The sequence below is a fragment of the Polynucleobacter sp. MWH-UH25E genome (assembly GCF_018687095.1).
GTDB lineage: Bacteria > Pseudomonadota > Gammaproteobacteria > Burkholderiales > Burkholderiaceae > Polynucleobacter.
Genome location: NZ_CP061286.1, coordinates 896,437 through 909,163, shown reverse-complemented (window position 1 = coordinate 909,163; position 12,727 = coordinate 896,437). Strand labels below are relative to the sequence as shown.

At 47.9% G+C, this 12,727-nt stretch carries 9 protein-coding genes; 6 read left to right on the top strand and 3 right to left on the bottom strand.

Annotation, left to right across the window (positions count from 1 at the left end):
- Position 1: 1 nt before the first annotated feature.
- Entirely contained in the window at positions 2-2,893 is a 2,892-nt protein-coding gene (locus ICV39_RS04820) for a valine--tRNA ligase (protein WP_215390723.1), read from the top strand.
- Positions 2,894-2,907: 14 nt separating this feature from the next.
- Positions 2,908-3,792, top strand: coding sequence for a UTP--glucose-1-phosphate uridylyltransferase GalU (gene galU, locus ICV39_RS04815; RefSeq protein ID WP_215390722.1), 885 nt, complete (start codon positions 2,908-2,910; stop codon positions 3,790-3,792).
- A 99-nt stretch (positions 3,793-3,891) separates the two neighbouring features.
- On the opposite strand, the gene ICV39_RS04810 is transcribed toward galU, so the two are convergent.
- Positions 3,892-4,119, bottom strand: coding sequence for a sulfurtransferase TusA family protein (locus ICV39_RS04810; protein ID WP_215390884.1), 228 nt, complete (start codon positions 4,117-4,119; stop codon positions 3,892-3,894).
- A 14-nt stretch (positions 4,120-4,133) separates the two neighbouring features.
- A complete protein-coding gene (alaS, locus tag ICV39_RS04805) occupies positions 4,134-6,758 on the bottom strand; it encodes an alanine--tRNA ligase (RefSeq protein ID WP_215390721.1) in 2,625 nt (874 codons plus the stop codon).
- 125 nt (positions 6,759-6,883) lie between these two features.
- On the opposite strand from alaS, the gene ICV39_RS04800 reads away from it, so the two are divergent.
- From ICV39_RS04800 to ICV39_RS04790, 3 genes are all read left to right on the top strand, one after another.
- Positions 6,884-7,345, top strand: a complete 462-nt coding sequence (locus tag ICV39_RS04800; RefSeq protein WP_215390720.1) for a tripartite tricarboxylate transporter TctB family protein — start codon at positions 6,884-6,886, stop codon at positions 7,343-7,345.
- Positions 7,346-7,364: 19 nt separating this feature from the next.
- Complete coding sequence (locus ICV39_RS04795) at positions 7,365-8,867, top strand: tripartite tricarboxylate transporter permease (protein ID WP_215316031.1); 1,503 nt, start codon at positions 7,365-7,367, stop codon at positions 8,865-8,867.
- Between the two features lie 84 nt (positions 8,868-8,951).
- Positions 8,952-10,733, top strand: coding sequence for a glutamine--tRNA ligase/YqeY domain fusion protein (locus tag ICV39_RS04790; protein WP_215390719.1), 1,782 nt, complete (start codon positions 8,952-8,954; stop codon positions 10,731-10,733).
- Here the strand turns inward: ICV39_RS04790 and ICV39_RS04785 are convergent.
- Positions 10,714-11,601 (bottom strand): SDR family oxidoreductase, encoded by an 888-nt coding sequence (locus ICV39_RS04785; RefSeq protein WP_215390718.1) that lies wholly within the window; start codon positions 11,599-11,601, stop codon positions 10,714-10,716. The genes ICV39_RS04790 and ICV39_RS04785 overlap by 20 nt on opposite strands.
- 36 nt (positions 11,602-11,637) lie before the next feature.
- On the opposite strand from ICV39_RS04785, the gene ICV39_RS04780 reads away from it, so the two are divergent.
- Positions 11,638-12,687, top strand: a complete 1,050-nt coding sequence (locus ICV39_RS04780; protein WP_215390882.1) for a CDP-6-deoxy-delta-3,4-glucoseen reductase — start codon at positions 11,638-11,640, stop codon at positions 12,685-12,687.
- Positions 12,688-12,727 lie beyond the last annotated feature (40 nt).

The following is a 12,727-nucleotide window of genomic DNA, read 5'->3' as shown; positions in this document are numbered from 1 at the left end:
TATGCCAAATGCCTCAAATACCCCTAATTCATCAGTAGCCAACTCCGCGGAAGAGTTAGCTAAATCCTACGAACCTGCACCGATTGAAGCCTATTGGGGCCCAGAATGGGAGCGCAGAGGCATTGCTGACGCCAGCATGGATGAAGGCAAGGGCGACTTTTCGATTCAATTGCCGCCACCCAATGTCACTGGCACCCTACACATGGGGCATGCATTCAACCAAACCATCATGGATGGTCTAGTACGCCATGCCCGCATGTCCGGCAAAAATACTTTGTGGGTACCTGGCACAGACCACGCTGGTATTGCCACTCAAATCGTGGTTGAACGCCAACTCGATGCGCAAAAAATTTCTCGTCACGATCTCGGTCGTGAAAAGTTTCTCGAAAAAGTTTGGGAGTGGAAAGAAACTTCCGGCAATACCATTACACGCCAAATTCGTCGCCTCGGCGCCTCGATTGATTGGGGTAAAGAATATTTCACGATGGACAGCAAAATGTCCAAGGCCGTCATCGAAGTTTTCGTTCGCCTGCATGAGCAAGGTCTAATTTATCGTGGCAAGCGCTTAGTGAACTGGGACCCCGTTTTAGGAACTGCAGTCTCTGACCTTGAAGTGGTGAGCGAGGAAGAAGATGGCTCAATGTGGCACATTCGCTATCCACTGGCTGATGGCTCAGGCCACTTAACCGTTGCCACTACCCGCCCAGAAACCTTACTGGGTGACGTTGCCGTCATGGTTAACCCAACTGATGAGCGCTACAAACATCTCATTGGCAAATCAGTCAACCTGCCTTTATGTGATCGCCAGATCCCCATCATTGCCGATGAATATGTTGATCTGAATTTTGGTACAGGTGTTGTGAAAGTCACCCCAGCGCATGATTTCAATGACTATACTGTTGGACAACGTCATCAGTTACCGCTGATTAATATCCTCACTCTTGACGCCAAGATTAATGAAAATGCTCCAGCCGCTTATCAAGGCATGGAACGTTTTGCAGCACGCAAGCAAGTGGTTGCTGATTTAGATGCAGCAGGCTTGCTTGAAAAAGTTCAGCCACACAAATTAATGGTGCCACGCGGTGATCGTACGCAGACCATCATTGAGCCTATGCTCACTGATCAATGGTTTGTGGCCATGTCTAAACCGAGCCCTGATAATCAATATCAACCTGGTTCTTCTATTGCAGGCGCAGCCTTAGATGCCGTTACTAAAGGCGACATTAAGTTAGTTCCCGAGAATTGGATTAATACCTACACCCAATGGCTTGAGAATATTCAGGACTGGTGTATCTCCAGACAACTCTGGTGGGGTCATCAGATTCCAGCTTGGTATGGCGATGATGGTCAAATTTTTGTGGCACGCTCCGAAGAAGAAGCTAAGGCCAAGGCTACTGCAGCTGGTTACACAGGCAAACTCAATCGCGACCCTGATGTGCTCGACACGTGGTTTAGCTCTGCCCTAGTCCCCTTTAGTTCTCTTGGTTGGCCAGAAGAAACGCCAGCGCTACATCACTTCTTACCATCCTCAGTATTGGTAACCGGCTTTGACATCATTTTCTTCTGGGTGGCGCGCATGGTCATGATGACTTGCCATTTCACAGGCAAAGTGCCGTTCCATACTGTTTATGTTCATGGTCTCGTGCGGGATGCTGAAGGCCAAAAGATGAGTAAGTCCAAGGGTAATACTTTGGACCCGATCGACTTAATCGATGGCATCAAACTGGATGAGCTGGTAGGCAAACGCACTACTGGCCTCATGAATCCGAAGCAAGCCGAGAGCATTAGCAAGAAAACCAAAAAAGAATTTCCGGATGGTATTCCTGCATTTGGTACAGATGCGCTGCGTTTCACTTTCGCCTCTTTAGCATCGCTTGGCCGCAACATTAATTTCGATCAAAAGCGTTGCGAAGGCTATCGCAATTTCTGCAATAAGTTATGGAATGCAACCCGCTTTGTGCTCATGAATTGTCCAGGTGGCGACGAGGACAATGGTCTTGCCCCATGCGATAACCAGTGTGGCCCAGATGGCTATTTAGACTTCTCGCCTGCAGACCGCTGGATTGTGTCGCAACTACAAAGAACCGAGGCTGAGGTAGCTAAAGGATTCCAAAACTATCGTTTTGACAATATTGCTAATAGCATCTACCAATTCGTTTGGGATGAATACTGCGACTGGTATTTAGAACTTGCCAAAGTGCAGCTACAAACCGGCACGCCAGCGCAGCAACGAGCAACCCGTCGCACTCTGTTACGCGTACTTGAGACTATCTTGCGCATGGCGCACCCACTCATTCCATTCATCACTGAAACACTTTGGCAAACCGTTGGACCAAAGTCTGGAAAAGAATTGGTCAAGCAGGCTAAACAAACAATCGCATTGCAACCCTATCCTGTTTCTCAACCTGAAAAAATTGATGAGCAAAGCGAAGAGTGGGTAGCGCAAGTCAAAGCGATTGTGGATGCTTGCAGAAATCTACGCGGTGAAATGCAAGTTCCCCCCGGCCAAAAAGTGCCTTTGTGGATTTATGGTCCAGAAGAATTCCTAGAAAAGGCGACTCCTTATTTGCTCGCTTTGGCCAAGCTAACAGAAGTCAAAATCTACAGCGATGAGTCCGCTCTAGAAAAAGATGCCCCTGGCGCCCCAATTGCTCTCGTAGGCGATATTAAGTTACTACTAAAGATTGAAGTAGATGTAGTTGCTGAGCGCGCCCGTCTCGGTAAAGAAATCGAGCGCCTTGCCAATGAAATCACCAAAGCCCGTGGCAAGCTAAGCAATGAAAGCTTTGTTGCTCGCGCCCCCGCTGACGTAGTTGCCCAAGAAAAACAACGCCTTGCAGGCTTTGAGCAAAATCATGAGAAGCTTGTTGCACAATTAGAACGTCTTCAATAAAGATCGGATTAGCAATGCCCTTGTCTACCAAAGCGGTCACTAAAGCAGTTTTCCCAGTCGCAGGTTTAGGCACGCGTTTTTTGCCGGCGACTAAAGCCAGCCCAAAAGAAATGCTCAATGTGGTTGATAAGCCACTTATTCAGTATGCGGTTGAAGAAGCGATTGCAGCTGGCATCACCGAGATGATCTTTGTGACTGGGCGTAGCAAACGCGCGATTGAAGATCACTTTGATAAAGCTTATGAACTCGAAGCGGAACTTGAAGCCAAAAATAAGCAAGCGCTACTAGAGATTGTGCGAAGCGTAAAACCCAGTCACGTTGACTGTGTCTATGTCCGCCAACCAGAAGCACTAGGTCTTGGCCATGCAGTCCTATGCGCAGAGAAGCTGGTTCGTGACGAACCATTTGCAGTCATCCTAGCTGATGACTTGTTGGATGGTAATCCACCCGTTTTAAAGCAAATGCTCAAAGTGTATGAAGAGCAAAATGGCTCGGTGCTGGCAGTTGAAAAAATTGACCCTGCTCAAAGTAGCTCTTATGGCATTGTTGCCGGCACTGAGGTAACTAAAGGCATTCATCGTTTAAGCGGCATTGTGGAAAAACCCCAACCCAAGGATGCACCATCAAACTTAGCTGTTGTGGGTCGCTATGTTTTATCATCCGATATCTTTAAACACATTCGCAACCTCAAGCCAGGAGCGGGCGGCGAAATTCAGTTAACTGATGCAATTGCCTCGCTTCTAAAAGAAGATCCCGTATTTGCCTATGAGTACGATGGCGTTCGTTATGACTGCGGTAGCAAATTGGGTTACCTCAAAGCTTCAGTGGAATTTGCCTTACGTCACCCTGAAGTATCAAAAGATTTTGCAGCCTATCTAAAGAGTCGCTCACTTATTTAATTTACTTGCTTGATTGAGGCAATGAAATAAAAAAGGCAGGTAATACCTGCCTTTTTTTGATTCATTTCTTGAATTCAGTGCAGCTATCAGCGCACTTGCTTATCTTCTTTTTAGAAAGAAAACTAACACATCACCTTCGGTAGTGCTGGCAATTAACTCATTACCGGTTTGCTTAGCAAAAGCAGGGAAATCTCTAGCTGCACCGGAATCAGTGGCTTTAATCTTCAGAACCTCACCAGATTGCATGGTGGCCAAAGCTTTTTTGGTGCGCAAAATGGGTAATGGGCAATTCATACCAATAGCGTCTACTTCAGCATTAAATACGATATTGCTGGCCTCACTCATTTGCTTGCCACCCAGTCTTTCACACCAGCAAGAGCCGCATTGAGTTTGCTAGGGTCATTGCCACCTGCCATCGCCATTTCTGGCTTACCGCCGCCTTTGCCACCTACCTGCTGAGCGACAAAATTCACGAGATCGCCGGCTTTCACTTTAGATATTGAATCCGCAGTAACACCCGCAACCAAACTCACCTTGTCACCCTGAACCGATGCCAAAACAATCGCGGCTGATTTGAGTTTTGCCTTCAGGGCATCCATAGTCTCGCGCAACACTCCAGCGTCTGCACCGTCCAAACGCGCTGCGAGCACTTTGATGCCATTGACATCAATCGCTTGACCAGCCAACTCATCGCCCTGACTAGCCGCCAATTTGGAATTGACTTTCTCTAACTCGCGCTCAGCTTGACGCAAACTCTCTTGAAGCTGTGCCACGCGATTTACTAAATCACCAGGGTGTGTTTTCAAGATAGCAGCAACTTCATTGACCTTGTCTTCAAGACCTTGCAAGAAATGAAGAGCTTGATTACCGGTAACCGCTTCAACACGACGTATGCCAGCAGCAACGCCACCCTCAGAAACAATCTTGAGACTACCGATATCACCCGTGCGAGATACGTGAGTGCCTCCACATAATTCTTTTGAGCTACCGATCTCAAGAACACGCACTTCATCGCCATATTTCTCGCCAAAGAGCATCATCGCGCCAGTCTTTTGCGCATCCTCCAAAGACATCACTTTTCCAGAGGTGGCGGTATTCGCCAAAATCTCGGCGTTCACAATATCTTCAACGCGACGAATTTGTTCTGCGGTAATAGGGGCGTTATGGGTAAAGTCAAAACGTGTTTTAGTCGCATCCACTAAAGAACCTTTTTGCTGGACATGATCACCCAACACTTCACGCAAAGCTTTATGCAAGATGTGTGTAGCACTATGGTTGCGCATGGTGTCCGTTCTTTGCTGAACATCTACCAAGGCATTTAAGGTGTCGCCTACTTTAATCTCGCCTTCTAATAACTCACCTTGATGCCCAAACACATCCGCCTGAATCTTGAAGGTATCCTCGACAGCGAAACGAAGCGACTCATTGCGCAACTCGCCACGATCGCCAACCTGACCACCAGATTCTGCATAAAACGGGGTGTGGTCTAAAACAACGACCGCAGCATCGCCAGCCTTAACCGAAGTCACCTCAGAACCATCTATATATAAGGTAGTGACCTTGGCACCTTCGTGTTTGAGAGTGTCATAGCCATGGAACTGGGTTGGCTGACCTTTGTATTCCAGGCCTTGGGCAACTTTGAACTTGCCTGCTGCTCTAGCCTGATCGCGTTGCTTTTGCATTGCGACTTCAAAACCTTCAGCATCAACTGTGACGCCACGCTCACGACAAACGTCTGCAGTTAAATCTAATGGGAAGCCAAAAGTGTCATGCAAACGAAATGCAGTTTCACCATCGACTACCTTGGCGCCACCAGCTAGCGCGCCATCCAAGATTTCCATACCATTGGCAATCGTTTGGAAGAAACGCTCTTCCTCTTGCTTGAGCACTTCGCTAACTTTATCTTGTGCTGCGCGCAGCTCAGGATAGGCATCACCCATTTCTTGAACAAGCGCAGGTACGAGCTGATAGAAGAATGGTTTGCGTGCACCTAACTTGTAACCATGACGTATCGCGCGACGCGCAATACGGCGCAATACATAACCGCGTCCAGCATTACCTGGAATCACACCATCTACTACGATAAAACTACATGCTCGAATATGATCTGCGATCACCTTCAATGATGGAGAGGCAGCATCGCAATTACCGCCGCCAGCTGCATCGACCGCATCCTTGGAAGCCTTAAGCAGATTGACGAAGAGGTCGATTTCATAATTGGAATGGACATGTTGCAACACTGCTGCAATGCGCTCCAAACCCATGCCCGTGTCAACGCTAGGTTTAGGCAGTGGATGCATCACACCCGCTTCATCACGATTGAACTGCATGAAGACGTTATTCCAAATTTCGATGAAGCGATCGCCATCTTCTTCTGGGCTACCTGGAGGACCGCCAGGAATGTGTTCGCCATGATCGTAGAAAATTTCAGTACAAGGTCCGCATGGGCCAGTGTCACCCATCATCCAGAAATTATCTGAAGCGTAACGCGCGCCTTTATTGTCGCCAATGCGAATAATGCGATCTGCAGGCACGCCAATCTGATCTTTCCAAATGGCATACGCCTCATCGTCCTCAGCATACACAGTGACCAATAACTTTTCTTTTGGCAACTTAAATACTTGGGTCAATAAATCCCAGGCAAATTGAATCGCATCTTTCTTGAAATAGTCCCCGAAAGAAAAATTGCCCAACATCTCAAAAAAGGTGTGGTGACGGGCGGTGTAGCCCACGTTATCCAAGTCATTGTGTTTACCGCCAGCTCGAATACATTTTTGGGCTGTCGTCGCACGGGTATAGGGACGCTTGTCAAAACCCAAAAAAACGTCCTTAAATTGATTCATTCCCGCATTAGTAAATAGCAGGGTTGGGTCGTCGCCAGGAACTACCGGGCTTGACGGGACAATTTGGTGGCCTTTTTGAGCAAAGAAATCCAGGTAAGCCTGGCGTATTTGGGAGACTTTCATAGCCGTAATTATGGCATTCGCACTCGTCTAGGGCAAACCCTAGACAAGGTACCCCCCTCGTGGCTTACAATCGCTCAACATCAATAAATAATCGGCTTCTAAGTCCGATATAAAAGGAGCGCAACTTGAAAATTCGCAATCAACGGGATTTTGGGGCTGGTGTCATGTACATCGTGATTGGCCTCTTCTTCACCATCGTGGCAACCCAATACCCCATGGGCACTGCGGCCAAAATGGGCCCAGGCTACTTTCCATTCTTCTTGGGAATCTTAATGACCCTTCTTGGCCTGCTGGTTGCCGTTAAGGCATTGAGCGCCACAGCGGCCATTGAGACCATTCCTAAGTTCAACTGGAGAGTGATTGCTCAAATTACTGGTTCAGTAGTGCTATATGGATTGCTGCTACCAAGAATGGGTTTCTTGATTGCTGTGGTTGTACTAGTTCTCGTCTCTGCTAGTGCTAGCAAAGAGTTCACATGGAAAGGTTCGCTAATTAATGCTGCCTTCCTAGTGGTATTTACATACTCAGTATTTGTGGTGGGCTTGAAGCTTCAGTTCCCGCTGCTACCTGTATTCCTACAACAATAACGAACCGGGACTCTGAAAAATGGATTTATTTGCTAACTTAGCTCTCGGTTTCGATACCGCGTTTACACTACAAAATCTCTTGTACTGCCTCATCGGCTGCATCTTGGGAACCCTCATTGGCGTATTGCCTGGCCTTGGCCCTATCGCTACCATTGCGATGCTCTTGCCAGCAACATACGCGTTGCCTCCTATTGCGGCTTTGATCATGTTGGCTGGTATCTACTACGGCTCACAATACGGCGGATCAACAACAGCAATTTTGCTCAACATCCCAGGAGAGACGTCCTCGGTGGTGACGGCGATTGACGGCTACCAAATGGCTCGGAATGGTCGAGCGGGCGTTGCTTTGTTTACTGCTGGTATGGGTTCATTCTTTGCAGGCTGCGTTGCAACTTTAGTGTTGGCTGCTTTTGCTGCGCCACTCTCACAACTCGCATTTAAGTTTGGTCCTGCAGAATATTTCTCATTGATGGTGCTTGGCTTGATCGGCGCGGTCGTGTTGGCATCCGGCTCATTGATTAAAGCGATTGGCATGATCATCCTTGGCTTGCTCATGGGCTTGATCGGTACCGACGTGAACTCTGGTGTATCACGCTATGCGTTCGATATTCCTGAGTTGAGCGACGGTATTGGCTTCGTAGCAGTTGCGATGGGCGTATTCGGCTTTGCGGAAATCATGGGCAACCTTGAAAAGCAAGGTGAAGATGAGGGCTTCCTCAATAAGCTCACCAGCATGATCCCAACGAAGAGTGATGTGAAGCGCATGATTCCTTCCATCCTGCGTGGCACAACGATTGGTTCTATCTTGGGCATTCTTCCTGGCGGCGGCGCAGCTTTAGCAGCGTTCGGCGCTTACTCAGTTGAGAAAAAATCCTCCAAGTACACCCATGAATTTGGCAAGGGTGCGATTGAAGGTGTTGCAGGTCCTGAATCAGCAAACAATGCTGCAGCTCAAACTTCATTTATTCCATTGCTTACCTTGGGTATTCCACCAAATGCCGTGATGGCTTTGATGGTTGGCGCGATGACCATTCACAACATTCAACCTGGCCCACAAGTGATGACCAGCAACCCTGCTTTGTTCTGGGGTCTGATCGCTTCTATGTGGATCGGTAACGTGATGTTGATTCTCTTGAACTTGCCACTCATTGGTATTTGGGTGAAGCTCTTGAAGATTCCATATCGCTTCCTCTACCCAGCAATTTTGGTGTTCTGCTGTATTGGTGTGTACACCGTGAACAACACTGTATTTGACGTCTATGTAACCGCAGGCTTTGGTTTGATTGGTTACCTATTCTTCAAATTAGGTTGCGAACCACCTCCATTACTCTTGGGCTTCGTGCTAGGACCGATGATGGAAGAAAACTTCCGCCGCGCATTATTGCTTTCTCGCGGCGACTTCTCAACCTTCGTCACACGCCCACTGTCGCTTGGATTATTGATTGCAGCGGCCTTGCTAGTGGTGATTGTTGCCTTGCCAGCAGTCAAGAAGACTCGCGAAGAGGCGTTCGTCGAAGACTGATTGTCTTAGACCTCACAGAAACGAGCCCGCAGCAGTTTGCGGGCTTTTTCTTTATGGGCCAGGGGTTTTCTCTACAATGTGGCTATGTCCCAAGATAGCAAATCCCCTAAATTAGGTACGGCAGGTACTGGCGCAATTGCCGAGCCATCGAACTTCTTACGTCAGATCATTGATCAAGATTTAGCGAGTGGCGCGTTCTCACGGCGCACCAATTTAGCGGGTGAGCCCATTCCCTCCATCATTACTCGCTTTCCACCAGAGCCAAATGGCTATTTGCATATTGGTCATGCGAAAAGTATTTGCCTGAATTTTGGTTTAGCTGCGGATTACAACCAACAAGCAGGTGGCGCGCGTTGCAATATGCGTCTAGACGATACCAACCCTGTCAAAGAAGATATTGAATACGCTGACAGTATTTTGGATGCAGTGAAGTGGCTCGGCTTTGATTGGGGAACACATCTGTATCACGCCAGCGATTACTTTGATCGCCTCTATGAATTTGCAGAAATCCTGATTCAAAATGGCAAGGCGTATGTTGATAGCCAAAGCGCTGACGACATTCATACCAATCGCGGCAACTTCGGCCAAGCAGGAAAAAACAGTCCATATCGCGATCGCAGCCCCGAAGAGAGCCTCGCCCTCTTTCGTGAGATGCGCGATGGCAAATACAAAGATGGCGAACATGTTCTGCGCCTAAAGATTGATATGGCGCACCCCAACATTGTGATGCGCGACCCTGTGGTTTACCGTATCCGCCATACCGATCATCACCGCACTGGCAGCAAATGGTGCATCTACCCCTTATATGACTTCACGCATTGCATCTCTGACGCACTAGAAAATGTTTCTCACTCCATTTGCACGCTGGAGTTTGAGAACAATCGTCCACTCTATGACTGGATTGTGAATTCTCTAAAGGAATTGGGCGTATTTAAGGACCCCGTACCGCATCAGTACGAGTTTGCCCGTCTTAATCTCACTTACACCATTACAAGTAAGCGTAAGCTATTACAGCTCGTTGAAGAAAAGCATGTTGATGGCTGGGATGATCCCCGTATGCCTACGATTGTTGGCATACGTCGCCGCGGTTACACACCAGAAAGTATTCGCTTATTCTGTGAACGCATTGGCGTATCGAAAGCAGACAGTTGGATTGATATGAGCACTCTCGATCAAGCTTTGCGTGATGACCTAGAAGTCAGAGCACCTCGAGCAACTGCTGTTCTCAAACCGCTGAAGTTAGTAGTAGAGAACTTTGATACAAATGCTAAAGAGCCTTGTTCTGCTCCACGTCACCCTCAACATCCAGAATGGGGTAATCGTGAGTTTCATTTCACACGCGAGTTGTGGATTGAAGCTGATGACTTTATGAAAGAACCTGTAAAGGGATTCTTCAGGCTATACCCGCCCATTGGCGATCAACCGGGCAGTCGTGTGCGCCTACGCCATGGCTTTGTAGTCGAATGCACTGGCTTTGAAACCGATGCGCAAGGCAATGTCACCCAGGTCAATGTCACGCACTTCCCTGACAGCAAGAGTGGGACGCCAGGATCTAATAACTACAAGGTCAAGGGCAATATTCATTGGATTAGCACTGCAGAAGCTATTCCAGCAGAGGTTCGCCTCTATGATCACCTCTTCACAGACCCACACCCCGATAGCGGTGATAAGAATTTCTTAGATGCCATTAATTCAAACTCCAAAGAAACCATTACCGCTTACTTAGAGCCTTGCATGAAAGATGTTCAAGCGGAAGATCGCTTTCAGTTCGAGCGGCATGGTTACTTTATCGCTGATAAGGTAGACTCCAAACCAGGCAAATTGGTGTTCAACCGTACTGTTGGTCTTAAGGATTCTTGGAAATAGTCTTCAGAAAATCCGCTACGCTTGGATAACGTAGCGGTCTCTTTAATTCCGATAAGCGTGTATTCGTCACGCGCCTCGATTCGCGCATAAAAGACCACAGCATCGGGCTGACGATTTCTTGCAATTGATTAGCCGGCATTCTTGGCGCTCTTGCTAAGCCAAAGGCATCTGCCACTTCATCAAAATAATCACCCATTTTGCTTTCATTGCCATCACACGCATTAATGACTCTTTGAGGTTTGCCGTGGAAGACGGTCGCACAAACCAAGCGCGCTAAATCATCACTATGAATATGATTCGAATACGCATCCTCTTCCGGCAATAGTGCTGGGGTTTGCGATTGCAAACGCTCTAAAGGAAGGCGATTGGAGGCATAGATCCCTGGAACACGCAAAATGGTGATGGCAACTCCGTGCGCGGGACCCCATAGGCGAAGCATCCTCTCTGCATCCATCCTACGCTGGGCTCGGTCACTTTGTGGATTGACTGGGGTCACTTCGCTCACTCTGGCGCCCCGATGATCGCCGTAGACACCAGTAGTGCTGATATAGATCAGTCGCCTGACGACAGAAGACCCTTGGGCTAAAATTCTGAGCAGGTTACGGGTTCGGTAATCACGATTTCCTTGATTTTGGGGTGGAGCTAAATGTATGACGGTTTGAGCTAAGCTCGCCAGCCGCCATAACGACTCTGGTTGATCCAGATTTCCTAAAATCGGTGTCGCGCCAGCCTCTCGTAACTCCTGAAAACGATGTTGTGAAGAAGTCAGCGCAAAAACCCGATGGCTGGATGAAAGCTGTTTTGCCACCCGAAGGCCAATATCGCCACAGCCAATAATCAGGATTGAAGGTTTACCAAAAGTACGCATAAGTAGCATCGTAACGATTTATTGAAAGGAATGAGAGTGTCTTACCAAGTCACGCTCAAAACGAGCGGCAAACAATTTACTGTTAACCAAGATGAAACCCTCTTGGAGGCCGCATTACGTCAAGGCATTAACTTGCCCTATGGTTGCAAAAACGGCGCCTGCGGATCCTGCAAAGGAAAAGTGGTTGAAGGCAAGGTAAGCCATGGTCAACATAGCGAAAGCGCCCTCAGTAAGGCTGATGAAACCGCTGGTGGCATCCTATTTTGCTGCTCACACCCCCAGTCTGACTTGCTCATCGAAGCGCGTGAAGTTCAAGGTGCCGGGGATATTGCTATTCGTAAAGTGCCTTGCAGGGTCAACACGATTAGCAAACCGAGCAATGATGTTGCCATTCTGAAACTGCAACTACCTGCTGCAGAGCGCTTCCAGTTCTTAGCAGGTCAATATATCGAATTCTTATTAAAGGATGGTCAGCGCCGCGCCTATTCGATTGCCACGTCCCCCGATCAAGAGGGTCCATTAGAACTTCATATTCGTCACTTACCGGGCGGCTTATTCACTGACTTTGTATTTGGAGTATCCGATCCCGCCTTAAAAGAAAAAGATATCCTGCGTTTTGAAGGGCCTTTAGGGAGCTTTTTCTTGAGAGAAGACTCTAAGAAACCAATTATCTTTTTAGCAGCAGGCACTGGCTTTGCACCGATCAAATCCATCATCGAGCAAATGCAAGCCAAAAAGATTGAAAGGCCTATTTATCTCTACTGGGGCGGACGTAGGCCAAGCGATCTCTACCTAAGCGATCTTTGCAAAGCTTGGGAAAAAGATATTCCGAATTTTCAATACATTCCCGTGATCTCGGATGGCCTCCCTGAAGATGCTTGGCAAGGCCGCACCGGGTTTGTCCATCAAGCGGTAATGCAAGACCATCCAAGTCTTAAGGGTTTTCAGGTCTATGCTTGCGGAGCGCCAGTAATGGTGAATGCCGCTAGAACCGACTTTTCTGCGAAATGCGAGTTACCTGAGGAAGAGTTTTTTGCAGACTCCTTCACCAGCGCCGCAGATTTAGCAACAAACCCAACTCAATAAAGTTAGATAATAGAAGACTTTAGCCCTTGTAATCCCATTT